21 protein-coding genes and 1 riboswitch are annotated in these 24,927 nt (G+C 62.1%); of the genes, 5 read left to right on the top strand and 16 right to left on the bottom strand.

What is annotated here, in order from left to right; all coding sequences use genetic code 11:
• The 12 genes from MU848_RS14035 to MU848_RS14090 form a co-directional block, all read right to left on the bottom strand.
• Nucleotides 1–369, bottom strand: a complete 369-nt coding sequence (locus MU848_RS14035) for a PaaI family thioesterase (RefSeq protein WP_247233511.1) — start codon at nt 367–369, stop codon at nt 1–3.
• Complete coding sequence (locus tag MU848_RS14040; RefSeq protein ID WP_097093541.1) at nt 366–791, bottom strand: PaaI family thioesterase; 426 nt, start codon at nt 789–791, stop codon at nt 366–368. Before MU848_RS14040 ends, MU848_RS14035 begins: the two co-directional genes overlap by 4 nt.
• Nucleotides 792–794: 3 nt before the next feature.
• On the bottom strand, nt 795–1,973 hold the full coding sequence (locus MU848_RS14045) for an acyl-CoA dehydrogenase family protein (protein WP_247233513.1): 1,179 nt from the start codon (nt 1,971–1,973) through the stop codon (nt 795–797).
• Entirely contained in the window at nt 1,970–3,028 is a 1,059-nt protein-coding gene (locus tag MU848_RS14050; RefSeq protein ID WP_247233515.1) for an acyl-CoA dehydrogenase family protein, read from the bottom strand. The genes MU848_RS14045 and MU848_RS14050 overlap by 4 nt, the downstream gene beginning before the upstream one ends.
• A gap of 226 nt (nt 3,029–3,254) precedes the next feature.
• Nucleotides 3,255–3,740, bottom strand: a complete 486-nt coding sequence (locus MU848_RS14055) for an Lrp/AsnC family transcriptional regulator (protein WP_247233517.1) — start codon at nt 3,738–3,740, stop codon at nt 3,255–3,257.
• Nucleotides 3,737–4,216 (bottom strand): Lrp/AsnC family transcriptional regulator, encoded by a 480-nt coding sequence (locus tag MU848_RS14060; RefSeq protein WP_097093545.1) that lies wholly within the window; start codon nt 4,214–4,216, stop codon nt 3,737–3,739. The genes MU848_RS14055 and MU848_RS14060 overlap by 4 nt, the downstream gene beginning before the upstream one ends.
• An 8-nt stretch (nt 4,217–4,224) precedes the next feature.
• On the bottom strand, nt 4,225–5,529 hold the full coding sequence (locus MU848_RS14065) for a spinster family MFS transporter (protein ID WP_247233519.1): 1,305 nt from the start codon (nt 5,527–5,529) through the stop codon (nt 4,225–4,227).
• A 5-nt stretch (nt 5,530–5,534) separates the two neighbouring features.
• Complete coding sequence (locus MU848_RS14070) at nt 5,535–6,293, bottom strand: SDR family NAD(P)-dependent oxidoreductase (RefSeq protein ID WP_247233521.1); 759 nt, start codon at nt 6,291–6,293, stop codon at nt 5,535–5,537.
• A 16-nt stretch (nt 6,294–6,309) separates the two neighbouring features.
• Entirely contained in the window at nt 6,310–7,809 is a 1,500-nt protein-coding gene (locus tag MU848_RS14075; protein ID WP_247233524.1) for an amidase, read from the bottom strand.
• A 137-nt stretch (nt 7,810–7,946) separates the two neighbouring features.
• A complete protein-coding gene (locus tag MU848_RS14080) occupies nt 7,947–9,050 on the bottom strand; it encodes a Rieske 2Fe-2S domain-containing protein (protein WP_247233533.1) in 1,104 nt (367 codons plus the stop codon).
• A gap of 18 nt (nt 9,051–9,068) precedes the next feature.
• A complete protein-coding gene (locus tag MU848_RS14085) occupies nt 9,069–9,938 on the bottom strand; it encodes an amidohydrolase family protein (RefSeq protein WP_097093549.1) in 870 nt (289 codons plus the stop codon).
• A gap of 15 nt (nt 9,939–9,953) precedes the next feature.
• A complete protein-coding gene (locus MU848_RS14090; RefSeq protein ID WP_247233535.1) occupies nt 9,954–11,603 on the bottom strand; it encodes a class I adenylate-forming enzyme family protein in 1,650 nt (549 codons plus the stop codon).
• 440 nt (nt 11,604–12,043) lie between these two features.
• Here MU848_RS14090 and MU848_RS14095 point away from each other — a divergent pair, with 440 nt between their 5' ends.
• The 3 genes from MU848_RS14095 (at nt 12,044) to MU848_RS14105 (ending at nt 17,260) form a co-directional block, all read left to right on the top strand.
• Nucleotides 12,044–12,817, top strand: a complete 774-nt coding sequence (locus MU848_RS14095; RefSeq protein WP_247233537.1) for an SDR family NAD(P)-dependent oxidoreductase — start codon at nt 12,044–12,046, stop codon at nt 12,815–12,817.
• A gap of 109 nt (nt 12,818–12,926) precedes the next feature.
• On the top strand, nt 12,927–15,470 hold the full coding sequence (locus tag MU848_RS14100) for a TonB-dependent receptor (RefSeq protein WP_097093551.1): 2,544 nt from the start codon (nt 12,927–12,929) through the stop codon (nt 15,468–15,470).
• Nucleotides 15,471–15,727: 257 nt separating this feature from the next.
• Complete coding sequence (locus tag MU848_RS14105; protein ID WP_247233539.1) at nt 15,728–17,260, top strand: right-handed parallel beta-helix repeat-containing protein; 1,533 nt, start codon at nt 15,728–15,730, stop codon at nt 17,258–17,260.
• Nucleotides 17,261–17,377: 117 nt separating this feature from the next.
• Here MU848_RS14105 and fghA read toward each other — a convergent pair whose 3' ends face one another.
• The 4 genes from fghA to MU848_RS14125 all read right to left on the bottom strand — a co-directional run bounded on the left by fghA (nt 17,378) and on the right by MU848_RS14125 (nt 22,543).
• Nucleotides 17,378–18,220 (bottom strand): S-formylglutathione hydrolase, encoded by an 843-nt coding sequence (gene fghA / locus MU848_RS14110; RefSeq protein WP_247233542.1) that lies wholly within the window; start codon nt 18,218–18,220, stop codon nt 17,378–17,380.
• An 8-nt stretch (nt 18,221–18,228) separates the two neighbouring features.
• Complete coding sequence (locus MU848_RS14115; RefSeq protein WP_247233543.1) at nt 18,229–19,341, bottom strand: S-(hydroxymethyl)glutathione dehydrogenase/class III alcohol dehydrogenase; 1,113 nt, start codon at nt 19,339–19,341, stop codon at nt 18,229–18,231.
• Between the two features lie 407 nt (nt 19,342–19,748).
• A riboswitch (cyclic di-GMP riboswitch) is annotated at nt 19,749–19,826 on the bottom strand.
• 127 nt (nt 19,827–19,953) lie between these two features.
• Nucleotides 19,954–22,014, bottom strand: a complete 2,061-nt coding sequence (locus MU848_RS14120; protein ID WP_247233545.1) for an NAD(+) synthase — start codon at nt 22,012–22,014, stop codon at nt 19,954–19,956.
• On the bottom strand, nt 22,004–22,543 hold the full coding sequence (locus MU848_RS14125) for a CinA family protein (RefSeq protein ID WP_247233548.1): 540 nt from the start codon (nt 22,541–22,543) through the stop codon (nt 22,004–22,006). Before MU848_RS14125 ends, MU848_RS14120 begins: the two co-directional genes overlap by 11 nt.
• Nucleotides 22,544–22,692: 149 nt before the next feature.
• Between MU848_RS14125 and MU848_RS14130 the strand changes: the two genes are divergently transcribed.
• Both MU848_RS14130 and MU848_RS14135 read left to right on the top strand, forming a co-directional pair.
• A complete protein-coding gene (locus MU848_RS14130) occupies nt 22,693–23,781 on the top strand; it encodes an enoyl-CoA hydratase/isomerase family protein (RefSeq protein WP_247233550.1) in 1,089 nt (362 codons plus the stop codon).
• A 59-nt stretch (nt 23,782–23,840) separates the two neighbouring features.
• Entirely contained in the window at nt 23,841–24,767 is a 927-nt protein-coding gene (locus MU848_RS14135; RefSeq protein WP_247233552.1) for an alpha/beta hydrolase, read from the top strand.
• Nucleotides 24,768–24,927: the final 160 nt, after the last annotated feature.

Genomic DNA, 24,927 nt, shown 5'->3' on the forward strand with positions numbered 1-24,927 from the left:
TCAGTCCAGCAGCAGATGCATCCGACCCGTGGCGATGGGCTTATCCCGATCAGCCTGCCAGCAAATCGCATCGGCGTTCACCACCCGGCGCCCCACGCGAACGAGCCGCGCCTGCGCATAGCTATCGATCATCCGGCCACCGCGCAGGAAATCGAACGACATGTTGATCGGCTTGGGCCAGGGCTCCCCTCTATCCTGGGCGACAGCCTCAAGACATGCGAGTTCCAGAAGGCTGGCAATGACACCGCCATAAAGAAACCCCGACCGTCCTTCGAGCGACGCGGCAGCCGGCATCATCAGGACGGTGTCGCCGTCCAGCCCAACGCTTCGGATGCCCAGCATCTGCGCATAGGGTGTGCGAACGATCATGACTCGTCCGTGAAGAAGAAGCTGGCGGTGGCCGTTGCGATCGGCGCCTGCGGATCGCCATCATGCACATCGCAACGGGTGAAAGCGACCTTGCGGGTGATATGATGGCAATGGGCGCGCGCATGAAGGCTGTGCCCTGCCCTTGCGGGCCGCAGATAATCGATATGCAGGTCGAGCGTGGCCATGGGCCGCCACTGGCGCGTGCGCGCGATGATGGCAGAACCGGCCGCCGCATCGACCAGCGATATGATCGGCCCGGAAGATACCAGGCCCGCGTCCGCGTCCATCAGAAATCCGGGAGCGAAAGGACAAGCCAGTTCCGCCCAATCCGGTCCGTGATCGACATTGTAGATGCCCAGCAATGCATGATGTCCCCGCGGTGGCAGGTTCTTCAACCGCTCAAAGGCATCTTCCTCGTCCACCGTTCAGGCGTTCCCGCGCGGCTCTCGCGGCAGGCCCAGTCCCCGCTCCGCGATCAGGTTGCGCTGGATCTGATTGGTGCCGCCGTAGATCGTATCGGCGCGGGAGAAGAGAAACAGGTTGGGCAGCGTATCCCATTCATATCCGGCATGAGCGCTGATCTCGCCGCCCTGTCCCAATACGTCCATCGCCAGTTCGCCAAGGCTGCGGCGCCAGCTCGCCCACTGGATCTTGTAGGTCAGGGCAGCGCCATCGATCTTGGCATGATCCGTTTGCGACAGCATGCGCAGGGCCCCATACCGCATCAGACGCAGGCCCACTTCCGCCTTGGCGAGGCGCTGGCGGATCAGCGGGTCATTCGCCGCGCCATTGGCCTTGGCCGCCGCGATGATCTCATCCAATTCATTGCGGAAACCCATCTGCTGGCCCAGCGTCGACACGCCGCGTTCGAATGCCAGCAGGCCCATGGCGATGCGCCACCCATCGCCCACTGCGCCGATCAGGCTGTCAGCCGGGCACCGCGCATCGGTGAAGAAGGTTTCGTTGAACTCTGCGTCGCCATTGATCTGGCGGATGCCGCGTATCTCGATACCCGGCTGGTCGATCGGCATCATCAGGAAGGTCAGGCCCTTAGGCCCCTGCGACCCTTCCTCCGTGCGTGTCACGACAAATATCCAATCGGAAATATGGGCAAGGCTGGTCCAGATCTTCTGGCCGTTCACAACCCATTCGCCGTCTTCAAGCCGCGCTTTCGTTCGCACGCTCGCCAGGTCCGAACCGGCATTGGGTTCGGAAAAGCCCTGGCAGAAAATGGTCTTACCGCCTGCGATCCCCGGCAGGAAGCGCTGCTTCTGCTCCTCGGTGCCGAATGTCAGGATCGTAGGACCGGCAAGCTCGATGCCGATATGGTTCACCCGCCCTGGAACGCCTGCGCGGGCATATTCCTCGGCAAAGATCACCTGCTGCGCCAATGTCGCGTCGCGCCCGCCCCATTGTGACGGCCAACCGATGCAGGACCAGCGGTGCTCGGCAAGCTGCTGCTCCCACTCCTTGCGCCGTTCGGGGCTGCCGGTCAGCTTGGTGATGCCCTTGATGTCGCGAAATTCGCCCGCCATCTGGCCGTTCAACCAGTCCGCGCACTCCTGCCGGAACAGTTCCTCTTCCGGGGAAAATCCGAGTTTCATGCCACTTCTCCCAGGATCATCGTGGCGATCTTCTCGCGATGCCAAACATTGGTGCCAAGCATCGTCTGAAGCGCACGGGCGCGCTTGAAATACAGATGCGCGTCATGCTCCCACGTGAAGCCGATGCCGCCGTGCAGCTGGATCATGTCACCGGCGCAGCGGAAAAATGTGTCGGTGGCAAAGGATTTGGCCGCGTGAATGGCTATCTCGGCCTCTTCCGCCCCCTCGTCCACGGCGCAGGCAGCCCAATAAACCGCCGACCGGGCCTGTTCGATCTCGATCATCATGTCGGCCAGCCTGTGCTTATAGGCTTGGAAGGACCCGATCGGCCGACCGAACTGGATGCGCTCCTTGGAATAATCGACGGTCCGATCCAAGCACGCCTGCGCGCCGCCCAACGCTTCTGCGGCCGTAGCAATAAAGGCCGCGCGATGAACAGCAGCCAGAGCCGCCTGCGGATCAGCAAGCCGCTCGCCCGTCACATTGTCCAGCTGCACATGAGCCAAGGGACGGGTCTGGTCCATGCTCGTCTGGATCGTCACACCAACGCCGGGCGCATTCGCGGGGACAATCCAGACCTGCCGCATGTCGGTAACCACGAACATGTCGGCAGAGGCACCATGGGCAACGAAACGCGATCCGCCCGTCAGCCGATCGCCATCCGACTGGATATCCGCACCATAGAAATAACCGCCGATCATCTCGCCAGAGATCAGGCGCGGCAGCCATTGATCCTGCTGCTCGGCATCGCCGCCCGCCGCAATCGCCTGAGCCGCTTGCACAAGACTGCTGAGCATGGGCAATGCCGCCACCTGAGCGCCTGCCGCTTCCGCGATGATCGCCAGTTCCACCATGCCCAGACCCGCGCCGCCAGCGCTTTCCGGCAGCCCGATGCCGGACAGGCCCAGCTCCTGGCAGAAAGCCTGCCAAAGCGCCCGGTCAACGCCGTCGCCCGCCATAGCCTTGCGCGTGCGCTCGCTTGTGGCATTCTCCGCGAAGAAGCTGCGCGCCGTCTCCGCGATCATCTGTTGTTCGTCGGTAAATGCGAATTCCATCTCGGCCGCCTTTAAATATGTTGGCGGAGCTTCTCGCCCCGGCACTCGTCGGGGTCGGATGTCAGCCGCCCGGTAGACCGGCCGCTCTCTCCTGCCATCGACGGTTGACGACAATATGCCGCAAACGCCGTTCGGATAGTGCTATATGAGCTTAATTTTCTTTTCAAGCACTCATATGCGGAATTCTGAAATATTTAAATTCCGAATTTATTTGTTCGACCTGGCCTCACAAGCTGCTGACGGTTTGCGCGTCCGTGATCCGCACCACCCGATTGCTGAACTTGACAGTCCTGACCGCCAGCGAGGTTTCGACGTGATTAACCCCCTCCATCGCCAGGATCTGTCCCGATGCCATCCTGTGAAGATTGTCGAGGTCATCATAAAGGCATGTCGCCATGATGTTGCACGGCCCCAATGTGATCATCACGGCCTTGACCAGTGGGATATGCGCGATGTCACGTGCGATCTGCCGGACATGACTGACATCGGCCTGCACAGCGATGAAGGCCACATTGGTCGCCTTTTCAAGCTTCAACCCTGTCAGCGCGGTAAAGGCAATCAGCTTTTCCTGCTGCAACCGCTTGATGCGGCCCCTGACGGTGCCCTCATTCACGCCAAGATCCGCTGCGATCTTGCGGTTGGAAACGCGCGCATCCTGCGCCAAGATGGCGATCAGCTGGTGGTCCAGCTCGTCCAGGTCCGGCCTCCTCATGCAAGCCTCCTGCGATCGATCGGAGCGGTGTCCAAGCCATAGCGGACGATATCGAGCCCGATCGCGGGTATCATCGATCTTATTCCCGGCACCTTCGATAAACGATCCGTTATCAAAGAGGGAAGCTCGTCAATGTCATGGAGCGTCAGAAGCAGGCTGATCTCATAACTACCCGTCACCAGATGCGCGGCGAAGACTTCAGGAAATACAGCGAGTTCTTCCGCTACGTCCAATGCCGACCGGCCACTCACCTGCACCGCCAGGTGAATGAGGACATGATATCCGTGCACCGCGAAATCGGACACTGCCACGACGCGCAGCATCCCCGCATCCTCCATCCGCCGGATGCGCGTCGAAACGGTGGAAGCAATCAGGTTGAGGGATTCCGCGATCTGTTGATTGGTGGCTCGGCCATTTTGCCGCAGCTGTTCGACAATCTTCCGGTCCGTCTCATCGAACGCAAAAGTCTCACTCATATACTCGCTCAACCTCTTTCTGCCGCCACTCTTGCCAGCAAAGGGTCAGAAGGTCGAATCGAAAGAGCATCATTCAGTCGCGCACGGTCCTGCTCCACCCGGCTCGCCGCCGCCCAACCGAGCAGCGCTGACAGGAAGCCGAAGGGAATGATGAGGGTCAGCGCCATGCGGAGCGATGCCGCGTCATGGCCCAGCATCTGGCTGATCGCTCCGGTCGCCCATGGTCCCACGAAGAAGCCCAGCAGCGTCGTAACCGCCAGAAACAGAGCCGTCGACGCCGCCCTGATGCGCGCAGGCAGCATATATTGCAGTGTCGCGATAAACCCGACGGACCAGCCTCCGCCCAGCAGCCCGGCAGGGATCGCCGCCAGCTTCGCCATATCGAAGCTGCCAGCCCAGCTGGACATCAAGATCGCGCAGGTGGCGGCGCCCAGCGCCAATGCGGAAAGGCGCGACGGCCAGATCATGCTGCGCTTGGCGAGCCGGTCGGACAGCGCGCCGAACAACAGCATGCCGATCAGCCCAGACAGACCGAAGTTGATCGCGAAGGCCGACTTGGCCGCCACCGGATCAAGCCCATAAGCCCGGGTGAAGAGTTCCGGACCCCAAAAGCCAAAGGACACACCGGACAAAACACCAAAGCCAAAGGCGAACATCATCAGCAGATAGGCTGGACTGCGGACGAGGCATCCGACCAGCTGGCCAAGCGGCAACGCTTCCACCTGCTCTCCACTCGTACCGCTACGCCGCGGCTCGCGGATCAGCAGGAGCGCGCCGAGGCCCAGAAGGACCCCGACAAGGCCCATGCTGTGAAATGCCATGCGCCAATCATGCGCAGCCGCAATCGCTGGCCCTCCCGCCTGTCCCGCAATCTGGCCGACATAGGCTGCAAGTCCCAATATCGCGAAGGCGAGCCCACGCCTCTCCGGCCGGAAATAGTCGGATAGCAGCGAATAGGCCGGCGCTACGAAGGCCGCTTCCCCTACGCCCACGCCAACCCGGGCGAGGGTCAGGCTGACCGGGCCGCTCGAAAGGCCGGTGGCGACCGTCGCCGCGCTCCAGAGGATGCAGCCAGCCGCGATGATCCGCACGCGCGACGTGCGATCCGCCAGCCGCGCGAAGGGCACGCCGAGCACCACATATAGCAGCACGAAGGCGGGGCCCATCAACATGCCCATCATCGCATCGCCGATGCCGAACTCGGCCTTGATCGGGCCGATCAACCCGGTGATCAGGTAGCGGTCGGCATAATTGACGATGTAGATCGCCAGCAGCATCGCCAGCACGACCCAGGGATTGGAAGCAGGGCGCATGTCTTTCAATCTCGCAAGAGCGAGCCGCCATTGACGTGCCAGAGTTGCCCGTTGACCCATTCCCCATCATCGGAGGCCAGGAAAGCGACCGCGCCTGCAATATCGTCCGGCTTGCCGAGGCGGCGGTGCGGCAGATTTTCCAGCATCCTGTCTACATAGTCCTGTGTCAGATGCTGTGCGACCGCTTCTGTCAGTACCACGCCAGGGCAGATGCCGTTGGCGCGAATGCCCTGCTTCCCGAATTTTCGCGCGACGTGGCGGACAAGGGCATGCAGCGCATTCTTGGTCATCGGATAGGCGACCTGCAACGGGTTGCCTGAAATCGCGGCGCCAGAGGATGTGTAGATCATCGCCCCGCCGCCCCGCTCCAGCAGCACTGGAAGAGCGGCCTGCGTCGCCAGGAAATGACTCTTGGCATTGATCGCGAAGGACCGGTCCAGCACCTCTTCCGTGCAGTTCAGCACGTCGATGTCGCCTTCGGTCCCGCCCGCCAGATTGCTGTGGTAGAAGTCGAGCCGCCCGAACTCGGACAAGGCCGCCTCCACGATCGCGCCCTGCGACGCTGCCTTGGTCCCGTCGAGCACGACGCCGATCGCCCGCCCGCCTTCCTCACGGATCGCGCGCGCCGTGTCCTCGGCCCAGTCGCCAACGATGTCGCCGATCACAACCGATGCGCCTTCGGCGACCAGCCGCCGCGCCGTGGCCGCGCCGATACCGCGCCCGCCGCCCGCGACGATCCCTGCCTTGCCTTCCAATCCGCGCATCATTCTCTCCAATATCTTAAACCGCCGGACGCCTGTTCTTCCAGGGCGCAGCGCTTTCCAGCTGACCGGCCAGGCGGAACAGCGTCGCCTCGTCGCCATAACGGCCCGTGAACATCACGCCGATCGGCAGACCTGCCGACGACATGGCGAGCGGCACAGACATGGCGGGCTGGCCGGTCATGTTCGCGACCTGCGTAAAGGGCGAGAAGACCGCCGCCCGCTGTCCCCATGCCGCAAAATCGACATCGGGAGTGAGGTTGATCTGGCCCAGCTTCAATGGCGGAGCGGCCAGTGTCGGCGACAGGATCACATCATAATTCGCCATGAACTGCGCCATGCTGATAGCCGCAGCCTGAAGCGTGTTGTTCGCACGGGCGAAGTCCATGCCGGCCGCCTTCTGCCCATAGCCGACGAAACCCAGCGTGATCGGTTCCAGCACGTCCGGCCCTATCGCCATGCCGGTCGCCTTCGCGCGATCCGTCATGTCCGCTGCAACCGATGAACCGATCAGCACGAAACTCGCCGCGCCCATCGCCGCGACGTCCAGCTTCGGCGCAGCTTCCTCGACATGATGACCCAGGCTCTCGCACAGCCGTGCCGCCTTGCGCGCCGCTTCGACGCATTCGGGGTCGACGGGCGATCCCGCAGGCGCATTCAGCATCAATGCTATCCGCAACCGGCCCGGAGCCTTGCCGACTTGCGACAGGAAAGTCTCGCCCGGCGTCGGCGCGGCATAGCGGGCGCCCGGTTCAGGCCCCTGCGTCGCATCCAATATGGCGGCGGAGTCCCTCACGCTGCGGGTGACGGCATGATGCACCGACAATCCGCCCCACCCTTCGGTGCGCGGCGGTCCCATCGGCACGCGCCCCCGGCTCGGCTTCAGCCCAAAGAGCCCGCAGCACGACGCCGGAATGCGGATCGACCCGCCACCGTCGGTAGCGTGCGCGGCGGGGAGCACGCCCGCCGCCACTGCCGCTGCAGCGCCGCCTGACGATCCGCCTGTGATCCGGCTCCTGTCCCACGGGTTGCGCGTGTCACCGGTCAGCTTGTTTTCAGTCGTGCCGGTCAGGCCCAGTTCGGGCACTGTCGTCTTGCCGAAGATGACAAAGCCAGCCTTCTCGATGCGCCGGACCAGCTCGGAGGTTACCTCAGGCATGTAGCCCTTGTAGAAACGGCTGCCATTCTCGGTCGGCAGGCCCGCGATATAGGTGTTGAGATCCTTCAGCAGCCATGGAACGCCGCTGAATGGCCCTTGCGGCAACCCCTTGGCGATTGCCGCGCGGCCATAGTCATAATGTTTCTGCGCAAGGAAGTTGAACCGCGGGTTCAGCGCCTCCGCCTTGCCGATCGCCGATTCCAGCAATTCGCTTGGCGAAACCTTGCGCTTGGCGACCAGTTCGGCCAGCCCGAGCGCATCATGCGTGTCGAGCGGAGTGGAGCGCGGCGTCGCAGCCTTGGCAGTGCCCGCCAGCCCCACAAGCGCCGCACCGCCCGCCATCGTTTCCCGGCGTGTCATGTCCATTCCTATCTCTCCAAGAGCTTCTTTTGGCGTGACAGCCATAGGAGATCATCTATCCCCCGCCCCGCTCGCCCTGAGCTTGTCGAAGGGCTTAGCCAGGACGGGGGTGGCGGTGCAGCTGCTCGTAATCCGCTTTATTCCGCGGCCGCCGCGCTCTGATCCGCATAGTAGCGCGCATAATATTTGCGGAACTGCGGGATGGGGCCATCACCATCGCAGATGATCGGGTTGGGCTCGAACTTCTGCCGATCCCACACGACCTTATCCTGGTCGAACTGCTTGCAGATGTCGCGGATGATCGCCTTGGCGACACCCGCCCGCTCGCCTTCGGCCTGGGCCTTGGGCTGGGTAAAGCAGAAGCGGACATGCACATGGTCCAGCTCCACCGGCGCGAGGCAGGCAACCAGCAGCGTCTCCGAAATGCCGGTAAAGCGCGTCCAGCTTTGTCCCGGCCCCATCGTGTCGTAGCTGATGCAGCCATCCACCTCGCCCCATGGCGTGCCCATTTTCGCCTTCACGTCAGCGCCACGGCCCCAGTCTCCCCACCGCAGTTCGCCCAGCGGCACATTGGCGGTGCCATGGATGAAACGGAAATGCGCGACGTCGACGCCATTTTCCGCCATATTCTGGAGCGATCCCCAGACATTCCATTCGTGAACCTCATAGTCGGTCCATTCAGGATCGCTCGCCTCGGGCAGCACCGCCACCTCGAACAGCGGCGCTTCATCCTGCGGGTGATACCAGGCCCAGATGAAACGATTGGCTTCGGTAATGTGCCAGTTGCGCGTGCACTTGCGCTTCACCTGCGGCGGGATATTGCGGGCATAGGGCACGTCCTTGACCACCGCCTCGTCGCCATCATAGCGCCAGGCATGGAAGGGGCACTCCAGCAGATTGCCGTGCACCTTGCCGCCATGCCCCATATGTGCGCCCAGATGCTTGCAATAGGCGTCGAGCATGCGGACCTTGCCGTCCTCGCCGCGCCAGATCGCCAGGTCCTGCGAGAAATAGCGCAGCGGCTTCACTTCTCCGACCTGCAGTTCCGAAGACAGGAGGATCGGATACCAGCCAAAAGGAATGCCGATATCGAGGTTGCGCTCCTTGATCGAAGCGCGGTCCTTCACTTCGGCCAGCCGCCAATCGAGCAGGTCCTGCCCTTTGAGCTTCTCAAGGATCTGCCATACGGCAACCGGCGGCGTGCGCGCATCGGATGCGGCGGCGATTTCGGGGTTAGACATGGAAAAGGCTCCGTCAGATTATTTGAGGTCAAAGACCTTGATGGCGTTTTCACGCAGGAACTTCGGCCATACCTCGTCCTTGAAGGGGACGTTCTGCATGTCGCTGAAGATCCGCTCCAGGCTGAGGCCCATGGGAAAGTAGCCCGCATAGATGATCTTGTCCGCGCCGCGCGTATTGGCGTAGTCTATGATCGCCTTGGGATAGTGCTTGGGCGCAAAGGCGCTGGTCGAATAATAGAGGTTCGGCCATTTCAGCATCAGCTTGACCGCCAAAGCTTCCCACGGCTCCGCGCCATGACGCATGACGACCTTCAGGTCCGGGAAGAACCAGCAGACCTCATCCAGATGTTCGACCTTCTGCGTTTCCATCGGGATACGCGGACCCGGAATGCCCGCATTCAGCAAGACCGGCAGCCCCAGTTCCGCCGCACAGGTATAGAGCGGGAACATATATTTGTGATTGATCGCCACCTGCGGCAGCGTGCCCGCCGGAAAGACGCTGATCGCCGACAGCCCGACTTCCGCATGGATGCGCTTGATCCGCTTTACTTCCTCCATCCCCCGGTTGGGATCACAGGGCAGGTCGAAGAAGAAGCGGTCGCCATACATTTCCTTGGCGCGGTAGGATGTCGCATTGTCGTTCCATCCGACCAGCGCCTTGTCGATACCATATTGGTCCATCTGCTCGACGGTCCATGATACAAAGTCATCAACCTTGCCGGTCTGCGGAATGTCCTTGAACATATATTGCGCGGGCATCGCGAACTGCTGAAGCGTCTGCTGGTCCTTGATCAGCGGACGGAAGGGATCGAACCAGGCGGAACGGTCTTCCGCCTCGGGAATGCCCAGCATGCAGTCGATTATCTTTATGTCCTTGGGCATGCCCATGCGGAACTCTCCTGTTCAGTTGTTGCCGGCCAGTTCAGGCCACAGCGCACGAAGCGCGATCTTGTTGATTTTCTGCGACTGGTTGCGCGGCAGCGGCTCGGCGGAAAAGGCGACGCGCACCGGCGCCTTGTAGGGCGCAAGCCTGCCCGCCACCCAATCGATGACGCTGCGTTCGTCCAGGCCATCCGCCTGAACCACCGCGACCAGCGCCTCGCCCAATCGCTCATCCGCTATCCCGAATGTCGCGCATTCAGTGATCTGCGGCATTTCGCTGAGGACGCGCTCGACTTCGGCGCAATAGATATTCTCGCCGCCTGAAATGACCATGTCCTTGGCGCGATCGACGATGAAGATGTACCCGTCCTCATCCTGATAGCCGATGTCGCCGGTACGCAGCCAACCGTCAGGCGTGAAGGTCTTCGCCGTATCCTCCGGCCGGTTCCAATATCCGCTCATGATCATGGCGCTGCGCACAATGATCTCGCCGGTTTCGTTGGGACCGCAGACGGTGCCGTCCTCCCGCTCGATCCGCAAGTCGACCAGCGGCAGCACCCGTCCCGCCGAAGCCCGGGCTGCCAGGAAGTCCGCTCCCACGGCCTGAGCGATCGCGCCCGATGTCTCGGTCATGCCATAGCCGGTCCCGATCATCGAATGGGGGCACAGCTTCTGCACCTCCTCCAGCAGGTTGAGCGGCAGCGCCTGGCCGCCCGATCCGATGTTCCGCACCGAACTCAGGTCAGCATCCTTGGTGCGCGCCCGATGCACCATGTCCCACAACATCGTTGGGACGGTCGAAAGCTGCGTCACCCGCTCCCGCTCGATCAGCCGGACAGCCTCTTCCGCATCCCAGCGGCGCATGATGACGATCTTGCCGCCTGACAGGAAAGGCGCGAGGAAACCGGAGCCCAACCCCGAAATATGGAAAAGCGGATAGACGAGCAAAATGGCCTGGGGCGGCACCTGCGACGCAATGGCATCCACCGAAACCCCATATTGTTGGGCCATGTTATGCAGCACCATCGTTCCGGTCAGCTGCGTGCCCAGCAATCCGGTGATCAGGCTGCGATGGGACAGAACCGCGCCCTTCACCCGCCCCGTCGTGCCTGATGTAAACAGAATGGCGCAGGGATCATTCGGCGCTGCGGTCTTCTCGGGTTCTACGGCAGTGGGCGCATCTCCCAAAGGCCGCGTTACATCGATCAACCGGCCCGCATAACCGCCATCGCGCAGAAGCGCGGCTCTGTCGGTATCCGCCAGCACAAGCTCCGGCGTCACCTCTTCGACCATCGCGTTCAGCTCGGCGGGCGATCCCCGGCTATTGAGCAGCGCTGCAACGCCGCCCTGCTTCACAACGGCGAGAAAGGCGACCATCCATTCGGCACGGTTGCGCATGCAGATCGCAACCCTCTGCCCCCGCGTGATGCCGAGCCGAGCCGCCAAATGGTCGCGCCAGGCGAACAACTGGGTGAAACTCACCCGCCGCTCGCCCTCTGCGCCGTCAAAATCGACGATGCATGTCTGGTCGCCGAAGCGCCGCGCCCCTTCGATCAACTGGTTGAGGTCCGAAGGCGCGTTCACGAAGAAGCGGAGGCCATCCTGCTCGCCGATTTCGAAAGGCGTGCCGGGTGCGGTGACGGCCGCGAAAATGGGATCGATCTTGCTCATGCTATCCTTGGGGATCACCTCACCGCCGCAGGGATCGTCCGACGGGGAATTGCGCCGGAGCCTTGGCCCCGGTTCGATTCCGGCATCCTCTATCCTCGACTCATCGCCGTTCTGCTTGAACACGACTCTATTCCGCCGCCCGCGTAATTCAACAACATTTTTTTTCCGCATGATCAGTGCACTTGATTGATGCCGGCATTTTCTGGGCCAACAACGTGATTGCCCCTGTATTTACTAGATTTTCTCTAAGCCGGGAGCTGCCCATATCACGATCTATAAATGGCTCATTTGCCTGCAAGGCCCCTTCCATATCACCTCCAGAACATTCAAGTTCGGAATTTATCGATTTACAAATTCCGTATTTTTGGGAATCTTGAGTCGCATCGCACCCACACTCGGAGCAGAGTGCGATTCTGTTAGGTGAGGTTCTGGACGTCGACATGAGCGAGGATTTTCAAGGCCGCGTCGCCATCATCACGGGCGGCAGCGATGGCATCGGCCTCGCCACTGCCAGCTTGCTGGCGCAGCGCGGCGCGCAGGTTGTCATCTGCGGGCGCAGGCAGGCGCTGCTGGACAGCGCGCGCAACAGCATTTCGGCGCAAGGCGGCCTGATCGAGGCGGTCCAGTTGGACGTCGCCGACACGGACGCGCTTACGGCCATGATCGAGGGCGTAGCCCAGAAATATGGCCGGCTCGACATGCTGGTGAACAACGCCATGTCGACCCATTATGCGCCGATCAGCAAGTTGACGCTCGAACATTGGCGCAAGGATTTCGCCGTCAACAGCGACGCCGCATTCGTCAGCACCAAGGCCGCGCTGAAAGTGATGACTGCGGCGGGGAAGGGATCGATCGTCAATATCGCCTCGACCTGCGGCATCCGCGCGACCGTGAACATGGCCAGCTATTCCGCTTCGAAGGCCGCGCTGGTGCATTTCACGGCGGCCGCGGCGATGGAAGCCGCACCCCTTGGCATCCGGATCAATGCCATCATTCCGGGGCAGGTGCAGACCGCCCCCACGGAACTGTTTTCCGCGCGCGCGTCCGACACCGCCGCTCGCACGACGGCCGCCATACCGATGCAGCGTGGCGGCCAGCCTGAAGAACTGGCGCACGCCATCGTCTTCATGCTTTCCGACGCTGCAAGTTACATCACGGGAACGGCATTGCCTGTAGACGGCGGAAAGGCCGCTCAACTGTATATGCCCGGCTGATACCTTCCAGGATCAGATCAAAACTGCCTGATCGGCGCATGCGCGAAGATTTCGTGCGCCCACGTTCATCCTCATCACCAACTTCATAATATCCAAGGGAGAGATATTCATGGCCAAGACATATAGATATGCTGCGCTACAACTGATCATGGGGGTCAGTGGCCTCGCACTTGCCAGTCAGTCGATGGCGCAGACCGACGCCGAACCGGCAACGTCGGGTCTCGAGGAAATCGTCGTCACCGCCCAGAAGCGCGCCCAGAATCTTCAGGACGTTCCCATCGCCATCAGCGCGATCAGTTCTGAAAAGGTGGAGCAGCTCGGCATCCGCGACAGCCGCGACTTGAGCGGCCTAGCGCCCAACGTCGTCGTGACCCAGGGCACGACCAGCAACGCCGCCGCCGTCTTCTCCATTCGCGGCATTTCCAATGGTGGCAGCGAAAGCTTCGGCATCGACGCTGCCAACGGCCTGTATGTGGACGGCGTGTATATTGCTCGCGGTGGCGCCCTGGGCCTTGGCGTCACTGACATCGAACGCGTCGAAGTGCTGCGCGGGCCGCAGGGCACCTTGTTCGGCCGCAACACGACTGGCGGCGCGATCCATTTCATCACCCGCGCGCCTTCATCCACCTTCCGGCTGAAGGCCGAGGCTGGCTATGGCAATTTCAATGCCTGGAACGGCAAGCTGTCGATCGATCCGGGTGAGATTGCGGGCATATCAACCAGCTTCTCCTACAGCCACAGCGAACGCGACGGCGTCATCGACAACATCCTCCAACCACGCGACTCTCGCGATCCGGGCGCCCGCACGTCCGACGCGTTCCGCGGCGCTGCCCGCATCGATCTCGGCGGAACCGGCAGCATCCAGTATATTTTCGACTGGAACCGGATCAAGGGCACGCCCCTTCCCTTCATCCTGACCAATGTCTCGGACGGCACGCCCAACGCGCCGATCACCGTCGACGGCCGCCAGGCCTTGGTCACGCAGCAGGCCCCGGTCGCCCAGTATCTGGCGGGCGCGACCTTCGCCGATCCGGAATGCGCAGCGCTCGCAACGCCGGAGCGCAGATACCGCCATGAAGTCTGCAACAACATCCTCAGCCGCGCCGTCGACAAGACCTGGGGTCACAATCTGCAGGTTCAGAATGATTTTGGCGGCTTCAAGGTCAAGTCGACCACCGGCTACCGGTTCTGGAACAGTGACAATGTGACCGACCTGGACGGCCTCGGCGCGTTCAGCGGCCCGGCCTTCTCCAACGCGACCCTGTTCAACGGCATGCCCGCGTCGCTGTTGCAGTTCATTCCAACCATCCCGGCAGCGGCCATTCCGTTCATCTCCGCTGCGCCAGTGCCGACAATCACGCAGGATCTATTCTCCGTTGAGAATAGCCGGCGGCACAAGCAGTTCAGCCAGGAAGTCGAAATCTCCGGTGACAGCAGTTCACTGGACTGGGTCGTTGGCGGCTTCTACTTCTGGGAAAAGGGCACGGAAAATGGCCGTCAGAACAGCGGCTTCATTCTCGACACCAATTCCGTTTTCCTCGGAAACTTCGGCCCGCTTGGCCCCAGCTTTGTTGCTGCAAATCCGGCGCGCTACCGCCTCGTCCAGACGCTCGCCCGGCTGAGATACACGGCATGGAGCGAAAGCACCGCAGTTTATGGCCAGTTTACCTTCTATCCGGGTGGCCGTGACAGTGGCATCCGCCTGACCGCAGGCGGCCGCTACACCTGGGACGAAAAGAAGATGCTCCGCCTTCAGAACGGCGCAGTCGCACCCGCCGTACCGGAATATGGCAAAGCCAAGTTCAGCAAGTTCACCTGGAACCTGATGGCGGGCTATGATGTCGCCGACGGCATCAACCTGTATGCCCGCGCGGCCACCGGCTATCGCTCGGGTGGCTTCAATTCCCAGGACCCGGCAATCACTGGCACGAGCCAGCTCGGCAGCTTCGAACCGGAAAAGGTGACCTCCTATGAAGTGGGCGTGAAGACCGAGCTTCTCGATCGCCGCCTGCGTCTGAACCTCGCAGCCTATCATAACATTTACGACAATCTTGCCGTCATCGGCCCCGTCACCAACGCCCCCGTCGGGACGTTTGCCACGCGCATCATCAATGCGGGCAAGGTGGTTTACAACGGCGTTGAAGCAGAGGCGCAGGCTGTCCTTTCGGACAATTTCTCGCTCGACGGCAGCATCGGCTATATCGACATAAAATATAAGGAGTTCCTCGCAGGCCAGTCGCCCGTAGCCGGGGAGCCGCCGGTCAACATCGCTTCTATCGCGACGCCCGGCTACACGTCTCCGCTCACCGCCAATGTGGCGCTGAACGCGCAGTTCCCGTTGAACTGGCGCAACGCGACCCTGCGCGCACGGATCGGCTACACGCATGAAGACGGCAAATATAATTTCAGCAGCCCGCTGGGATCGCCGTTCAATGAGCAGATCAAGGGCGACGATATCGACCTGATCGATGCCCAGATCGGCATCGACGGCTTCGCGCTTGGCTCGGGCGAAGGCGAAGTCCGCCTGTGGGTCAAGAACCTCACCAATGCGAAGGATTTCGTCCGCGGCATCGACTATGGCCAGCTTGGCTTTGCAGGCGGCTATTATGCCGAACCGCGAACCTACGGCATGACCGTGGGCGTCAAATTCTAAAGCATCGTGCGCAAAAGTGGGAACCGGTTTTGCGCTTGTAACGACGCGACGACGAACAACTAGAGCGCGCGACCTGCGTCGGATTAAACGCAGCGCGCTCTAACAAGCTTTCGGGGCATTCGTGCCTCCCTCCCCATGCCCCGTCTCCTTTTTGGAGGCGGGGCTTTTTTTGCTGCTCCGGCCGCCCATTTCACTTCGCATTCAGCCCGGCGGCGCTAAAAACTGCCTGAGGTTAATAGCAAAGTGAGAGGGTAAAGTTGCTGAAATCATTGGGTGCTGCTTCGCTTCTTGCCCTGTCATTGGCGGCTACCGTCGCCCATGCCGAAACCTATTATGTCAGCTCGACGATTGGCGATGACCGTTCCACAGGTACGTCCCCCACACAGCCATGGGCGTCGCTCTCCCGCGTAGCCGCCTTCCCTTTGCAACCCGGTGATGAAGTCAAGTTGATGGCCGGATCGTTGTGGCGCGAACCGCTCACTCTCACCCGATCAGGCAGCGAAAATGCACCGATCCTCGTCACGGCCGAAGGCATAGGATCCCTTCCGCGCATCGACGCAGGCGGCATTTCTCCCTACGGCGTCGCGATCGTGAACGCCGATTATGTGACGGTCAGCGGCCTGGAAGTCACGAACGACAGCATGACGCCCGCCGCCCGCACCGGCGTCCTCATATCGGCCGAAGATCGAGGCATCACGCGCGGCATCCGCATACGCGACATGTATATCCATGATGTGCGCGGGACGAACGATCGCAAGGACAATGGCGGCATAGTCTTCCGCGTGGCAGGGCAGAAGACACGGACGAAGTTTGAAGACCTCATCATCGAACGGAACATCGTCTGGAACGTGGACCGTTCGGGCATTGCAGGCATCAGCGACCAGGTCACGTCCGCCAACTGGTTCCCGAGCGAGAAGGTCGTCATCCGCGACAATTATGTGGAGGATGTGGGCGGCGACGGCATCGTGCCGCGCGGAACGAATGGAGCGCTCATCGAACATAATATCGTGCGCTATGCAGGCAGCCGCGCGCCCGGCTATAATGCGGGCATCTGGCAATGGAGCACCGACAACAGCCTCATCCAGCTCAACGAAGCTGCCTATACCCGCACCCGCTATGATGGCCAGGGCTTCGATTCAGACTTCAACTCCCGCCGTACGACATTCCTCTACAATTACAGCCATGACAATGCCGGTGGCTTTCTGCTCATCTGCTCGCCCCGGCATGATGACAGCGGCAATATCGGCAATCATGGAACGGTCGCCCGCTTCAACGTCAGCCGCAATGACGGCACGCGCATATTCCAGATCGCAGGCAATGTGACAGGAGCTTTGGTCGAAAGGAATGTCGTCCATGTCGGCAAGGCGATGGACGTTCAGATGGTCGTCGCGACCCAGTGGGACGGATGGGCGCGCGACATCCGATTTCGCGACAATGTCTTCAAGGTCGCGGGCACTGCCCGTTACGGCAGCGAGATTGGACGGAAGGGCCCAGACTATCTGATCAAGGCTGGCTTCGACCCGGCGGAGTCTTTCCGGTTCAAAGGCAACAGCTATTTCGGCAGCCATGTCGATGCCCCGGACGACGGATCAGCCCGGATCGAAGCGAATTACGAGGAACAGCCATCGGACTGGCAGGTGCCGGTCTTCGATCCATCCAGCGCCAGGGGCTTTCCCGAATTCATCGCGAACCACCGCAGCTGGATGCTGGCCATGCTCCGCCGGGAACTCGGCACCTTCGTCAAACTGAAGCAACCCCGCCGCCTCCAGCTCTCAGAGGAGCGGCGGTAGTGCGCCATCCGGAATCCAGTGCCCACCCCCCATCCGTTCGGGCTGAGCCTGTCGAAGCCTGCCCGCTCGCCCCGACAGCCTCAGGGCGAACGGTTCACGCAAAGGTGCCGCTTAAAATCACTCCGCGCCAAGCCGCGCCGCATGCCAGCGCAGATGATCCGTCATAAAGCTCGATATGAAATAATAGCTATGGTCATAGCCCTCGCGCATGTTGAGCGTCAGCCCGATCCCCGCCGCATCGCAAGCCGCCTGCAACAATTCCGGGCGCAACTGCTGCTCCAGAAACTGGTCGGCCGCCCCCTGATCCACCAGTAATTCGGGCACGCGCGCGCCATCCTCGATCAGGGCGACGGCGTCATGCTTGCGCCACGCGGCCCGATCGTCCCCCAAATAGCCGCCCAACGCCTTCTCGCCCCAGGCCACCTGGCCGGGCGCGACGATCGGCGCGAAAGCAGACACCGCCTTGAACCGGTCCGGATGACGCAAGCCGATGGTCAGCGCGCCATGGCCGCCCATCGAATGTCCCATGATCGACTGGCGGCTCATGTTGGCCGGAAAATGCTCCGTGATCAGGGCAGGCAGTTCCTCCGTCACATAAGACCACATGCGATAATTGCGATCGAAGGGCGCCTGAGTAGCATTGACGTAAAAGCCGGCGCCAAGACCGAAATCATAGGCACCCGCAGGATCATCGGGCACGCCCTCTCCGCGCGGCGACGTGTCCGGTGCGACAAAGATGAGCCCCAATTCCGCACAGGCTTTTCTGAACTCGCCCTTTTCCGTCACATTCGCATGCGTGCAGGTCAGGCCCGACAAATACCAGACCACGGGCAGCTTCGCGCCCTCTTCATGCGGCGGCACATAGACCGAAAAGCTCATGTCCGTCGCGGTTTCAGCGGAGGCATGACGATAGACGCCCTGCACGCCGCCAAAGGCCTTGTTGGCGCTGACCTGTTCCATGCCGCTGCTCAAAACACGACGACGCTGCGGATGCTCTCGCCCGCATGCATCAGGTCGAAACCCTTGTTGATCTCCTCCAGCGTCAGCACATGGGTGATCATCGGGTCGATCTCGATCTTGCCGTTCATGTACCAGTCGACGATCTTGGGAACGTCCGTGCGGCCCTTCGCGCCGCCGAAAGCGCTCCCCTTCCACACGCGGCCAGTAACCAGCTGGAAAGGCCGGGTGGAGATTTCCTTGCCCGCTTCCGCCACGCCGATCACGGTCGAAACGCCCCATCCGCGATGGCAAGCTTCCAGCGCCTGGCGCATGACCTCGGTATTGCCGGTGCAGTCGAACGTGTAATCCGCCCCGCCGTCGGTCAATGCGACCAGATCAGCAACCACTTCCGCCGTGCTCTTGCCCCTGGGGTTGTAGAAATGGGTCATGCCGAAGCGCTTGCCCCACTCGGCCTTGCCGTCGTTCACATCGACACCGATAATGCGGTCCGCCCCCACCATGCGCGCCGCCTGCAGGACATTGAGGCCGATGCCGCCCAGGCCGAACACGATGACATTGCTGCCCGGCGTCACCTTCGCCGTATTGATGACCGCCCCCACGCCGGTCGTCACGCCGCAGCCGACATAGCAACTCTTGTCGAAAGGCGCGTCTTCCCGGATTTTCGCCACGGCGATCTCTGGCAGCACCGTGAAGTTCGAAAAGGTCGAGCAGCCCATATAATGGAAGATCGTCTGCCCCTTGTAGCTGAACCGGCTCGTCCCATCCGGCATCAGCCCCTGACCCTGGGTCGCGCGGATCGCCGTGCACAGGTTGGTCTTGCCCGACAGGCAGCTTTTGCACTGGCGGCATTCGGGCGTGTAGAGCGGGATCACATGATCGCCCGCCTTGACCGAAGTCACGCCCGGGCCAACCTCACGCACGACACCTGCGCCCTCATGGCCAAGGATCGACGGGAATATGCCCTCGCTGTCGAACCCGTCGAGCGTGTAGGCGTCGGTATGGCAGATGCCGGTCGCCATGATCTCGACCAGGACCTCGCCAGCCTTCGGGCCTTCCAGATCGACCTCTACGATCTCCAGGGGCTTCTTCGCTTCAAATGCGACGGCGGCGCGGGTCTTCATGCAGCGTTCCTCAGATCGAATGTGGGGCTGCACCAGCAGTGGTTCAATTTGGCCGCGCGATCAAGCCGCCGGTCTGTTTCATCCGTCAGGATTTGCAGCGATCATGAAGAAGCTCTCATGCCTTCGCCGGTAAAAAATGAAGCACAGCGCCCCGGGTGGGGAGATGGGTCTTTGGGACGCTGTGCTTCTCTCCCATAGTGCGACCCGAGGGAGTTAAAGGAGATGGTGCCCGGCAGGACCGGTCAAGAAATGCTGCAATCTGGCTGGTGGCGAGCTGGCCTGATCAAGGCCCGCGCCATCCAGAACGGATAGCGAGTTTAAGGCCGACGCCATATTGCGCGCCCAGGCGGCCCGAAAATCATGAATGAAGAAAAGAGGCTGAGCGACTGCATTGCGTCATGTCCTGCTTCGGTAACCCCGCTGTCTCAATCATGAGACCGGAAGCTTTGCGTCTTGCCGTCACCGGCAGTTTGCCTTTTCGGTCAGATCACTCGCTATCACGCGCTTTTCTGCCTTAGCAATTGCTTAACCCAATTATGCCCTCGGGTCAATGATTTGTGGCGGAAAAAAGATGCGCCGTGGAAACTATGCCATCGATCCACCTGTATTTGTTCACCGCTCATCGGCAGGCCCGATGCGCCGCTCCAATTCGTCCAGCCATAGCGTCGCCGTGCCGTCCGAAGGCGCTCGCCAATCGCCCCGCGGCGACAGCGCGCCGCCTCCCGAAACTTTTGGCCCGTTGGGCAGCGCGGATCGCTTGAACTGGCTGATCGTGAAGAAGCGGTAGAGGAAATTGTCGAGCCAGTGCCGGATCGTGGGCAAGTCATAGGCCTGCTTTGCGCTGTCGGGATAACCGGGCGGCCAACCGCCCTCCTTCATGTCGCGCCACGCATGCCAGGCGAGGAAGGCCACCTTGGACGGCGGCTGTCCCCAGCGCACGATATGGTGCAGGAAAAAGTCGTTGAGCGCATAAGGCCCGACCCTGCTCTCCGTGCTCTGCATCGCACCCGACGCATCGGCGGGCACCAGTTCGGGCGAGATTTCCTGATCGACGATCGCCTGCAATATCCCGTCCGTCTCCGCATCGAACTGGTTCGTCGCGATGCACCAGCGGATCAGATATTGGATCAGCGTCTTGGGCACGCCGCTGTTGACCGCATAATGGCTCATCTGGTCGCCGACGCCATAGGTGCACCAGCCGAGCGCCAGTTCGGAAAGGTCGCCCGTCCCGACGACGAAACCGCCATGCCGGTTGGCCAGGCGGAACAGATAATCGGTCCTCAATCCCGCCTGGACATTCTCGAACGTCACGTCATACACTGCCTCGCCGCGCGCAAAGGGATGGTTCATGTCGGCCAGCATCTGCCGCGCCGCCGGACGGATATCGATCTCTTCGCCTGTCACGCCCAGCGCCTTCATCAGCGCCCAGGCATTGGCCTTTGTCGTCTCACCCGTCGCAAAGCCCGGCATCGTGTAGCCAAGGATCGCCGATCGCGGCAGCCCCAGCCGGTCGCACGCCTTCGCCGCGACGATCAGCGCATGGGTGGAATCCAGACCGCCCGACACGCCGATCACCAGATGCTTGCCGGACGTCGCGCGGAAACGGGTGACCAGCCCCTCCACCTGAATGTTGAACGCCTCATAACAGTCCGCATCCAGCCGCGCCGGATCAGCCGGGACGAAGGGGAAGCGGCGCACGGGCCGGTAAAGCCCTTCCCGCTTCCCAGCGGCCACAGCCTCAAACGCCACTTTCCGGAACCGCTGCTCGGGATGCCCCATCGCCTCGGCCGTATCGTTGAACGTTCCGTTGCGCATCCGCTCCAGCCGCAGCCTTTGCGCATCGATATCGGCATAGATGATCTCCGGCGCATCGCCGAAGCGTGCCGATTCCGCCAGCAGGTCGCCCATCTCATGCACCATCGCCTGCCCGTCCCAGGCCATGTCCGTCGTGCTCTCGCCATAGCCCGCCGCCGAATAGGCATAGGCAGCGATGCACCGCATGGATTGCGCCGCCGATAAAAGGTCGCGGTCCCGCGCCTTGCCCACGATGATGTTCGACGCCGACAGGTTGCACAGGATCAGCGCGCCCGCCAGCGCGCCAAAGGTGGACGGCGGCAGCGGCGCCCAATAATCCTCGCAAATCTCGACATGGAATATGAAGTCGCCGCGTCCCTCGGCCTCGAAGATCAGGTCCGGCCCGAACGGGGCCCGATACCCTGCGAGGTCGATCTCCAGCCCAGCCAGCCCAGCTCCCGGCGCAAACCAGCGCTTCTCATAATATTCCCGGTAATTGGGCAGGTAGCTTTTGGGGACGACGCCCAGCAGCTTCCCCCCCGCAATCACCAATGCGGCATTGTAAAGCCGCCCCGCCCGTCGAACCGGCGCGCCCACCAGCAGCACCGGCAGATCAGCGCTCTCCTCGACCAGCCGCCCGATCTCCGCCTCCACCCTATCGAGCAGCGCGTCCTGCAAATGCAGGTCATCGATGGCGTAGGAGGACAGGGACAGTTCCGGAAACAGGATGATGTCCGCCCCATTGCCAGCCGCCTCACGCGCCAAACGCAGGATCGCCGCTGCATTCGCGCCTATATCGGCAACGCTCGCTTCGGGTGTCGCGGCAGCCAGCCGCACCAGCCCATGTGTTTCAATCGCCTCGAACCGTTCAGCCCCCATGCACCGCCTCCCTCATCATGTCCAAGGCGACCGCGATTGTTTTCAACCGGATCGGCCCACGTCCCAGGTCACCGAAATGCTCCTCCCGATGCCGTGTTTCGCCGCCGCGCCGGGCGCACCCGAAATGCACCAAGCCCGGCTCATCTCCCGGCGGCGCAGAGCCCGCATAGCCCGTCACCGCCAAGGCGATGTCGGCACTCGACTGGGCTATCGCACCCTCTGCCATTGCGATCGCGACATCGCGGCTCACCGCGCCGCACGAATCGATCTTCTCCCGCGCTATGCCCAGCAGCTCGCACTTGGCATCCTCGCTATACACGACAAACCCGCGCTCGAACGCATGGCTCGCGCCTTCCACATCGGTCAGCAGCGACGCCAGCAGCCCGCCCGTGCAACTCTCCGCCGTCGCGATTTTCAGGTCGGCGTCGCAACAGAGTTTCAGCAAGGCTTCGGCGGCCTCTTCCGTCTCGTTCGGCAGAGCAGGGGACAGGGTTTCAGCAGGCCCGCCGCCATTCGGATCGCCGTTCATCCTTTCCTCCCTCTAATGGACACTCGCTTTTTCAACGACACGGGCCGCGCCGCCGTTCCCTGCCGGGCCCCTTCCCCGGAACGATCTGAACCGATAACAGCTGTTCGGATAATCTAGATAAGAAGCTCGGACGGCAGGCAGGATGAGAAATGACTGATCAATTGATCATCTTCGTGCAAAATGGCGTCGGCCGCATCCGCCTTAACCGGCCAAGGGCTCTCCATGCGCTGACGACCGAAATGTGCGCTGCCATGATCGATGCGCTGCTCGCCTGGCGTCACGATGAAAACGTGTCCGCTGTCATGCTCGACCATGCCGTTTCCCCCGATGGCGATCCCAAATTATCGCGGGGCTTCTGCGCGGGCGGCGACATCGCCATGATCGCCAACAGCGCGAAGGGTGACTGTTCGGAGGCCGAACGCTTCTTCCACATCGAATATCGGCTGAACCATCTGCTCTTCATATATGAAAAGCCGGTCATAGCGTTCATCGACGGCATAGTGATGGGCGGCGGCGTCGGCATATCCGATCCCGCGCGTTTCCGCGTCGCCACGGAACGCACCATCTATGCCATGCCCGAAACGGGCATCGGCCTTTTCCCCGATGTTGGCGGCGGCTGGTTCCTGCCGCGCATGCCGGGCCGAACCGGCACCTGGCTCGCCACCACCGGAGCGCGGATCAATGGAGCCGATTGCGCGGCGATCGGCATCGCCACCCATTATATGGCCTCGGAAAAGCTCGACGCCGTCAAGGCACGGATCATCGCCGACCCGGATGGCATCGGCGAGATTCTGGATGAAATGAGCGACCCGCCGCCCCCCTCCCCCTGGGAAGCACAGCGCGCCGCCATAGACCGGCTTTTTGCCGCCCGCCGCTATGAAGATATCCTCGCCGCCTTGCGCGCGGACGGATCGCAATGGGCGGCCGAGCAACTGGCGGTGCTCGCGACCAAGTCACCGCAGACGATCAAGGTCGCCCTGCGGCAAATGGCCGAGGGCGCTGGCTACAGGGACTTTGCGGCGAACATGCGCAATGAATATCGCATCGCCTGCCATGTCATCCGCCGCCCCGATTTCATCGAAGGTGTCCGCGCCGTCATATTCGACAAGGACAATGCGCCGCGATGGAACCCTGCGACTCCCGAAGATGTCACGGATACACTGCTCGACAGCATCTTTGCGCCCCTGCCTGCGGACAGGGAGTGGACGCCGCTTCCCGAACTGAATACGGGCGTCTAAGGTGCAATCGCACGCGTCCATGCGATTGATACAAAATAGATGGAGAGGAGACCCATTCGATGAAGCGTCTTGCCCTGATCACCCTGGCCCTGGCGATTGCCGCCCCCGCCGCCGCCCAGATGCAGATCACGCCGATCGCCAAGCCCAAGCTCGCCGAAATCCCGCTCTATCCAGCCTCGAAGGACGCGGACAACGAACAATGGGAGCATTACAGCATCCATTATGGTCAGCTGAACATGGAAAATGACATTGTCCGCAATGTCACGCGGCCGACGATCACGCCCTATCTCCCCGACCCGGCAAAGGCGACAGGCGCGGGCGTCGTGGTGGCGCCCGGCGGCGCCTTCCTTCAGCTTTCCATGGTCAGCGAAGGCGAAGAGATCGCTCGCTGGCTCGCCAGCCAGGGCATCGCCGCCTTCGTCCTCAAATATCGCCTGAATGAATCGCCGCGCGATGCGAAGGCCTACAGCAAATTCATGGGCCAGCGCATGGCACAGGCGACCCAGCCGGGCGCCGCCGACAAGATCAAGGAGCCCCGCGCGACGCAGGACGCATTGACGGCCCTCGCAATGATCCGCAATCGCGCCAAGGAATTTCGCATCGATCCCGCCCGCCTCGGCATGATCGGATTTTCAGCCGGTGCCATGACGGCGCTCAGCGCCACCCTGGAGGGCCAGGGCGACGCGCGCCCCGCCTTCATCGGCTATATCTACGGCCCCATGACCGCCGTCACCGTTCCCGCCGACGCCCCGCCGATGTTCGCCGCCATCGCCATGGACGACAGCCTCTTCAAGAAGCAGGGCTTCGCCATTGCCGACGCATGGCGCAACGCCCGCCGCCCCGTCGAACTGCACGCTTATGAACGCGGCGAGCACGGCTTCGGCGCGGGACGCCCCGGCACCACCACAACCGGGCTGCTGCCCCAGTTCGCCGACTGGATGCGCATGCATGGCTGGCTGAAATCCTCCGCGACGCCAACGCATTGATCCAAACCGATGAAGATAGGCGCCTCGGCTTCGCACTACATTCCCTCTCCCCTTCAGGGGTCGGCCAGAGGCGCGTGACTCTGGCCGAGGTGCGGAGCGCAGCGAAGGCGGGAGAGGGGACCGCCTTCACCCGCCCCCTCGCAAACGTTCAAACAAGGCA

This window comes from Sphingobium agri (assembly GCF_023051225.1).
Classification (GTDB): domain Bacteria; phylum Pseudomonadota; class Alphaproteobacteria; order Sphingomonadales; family Sphingomonadaceae; genus Sphingobium; species Sphingobium agri.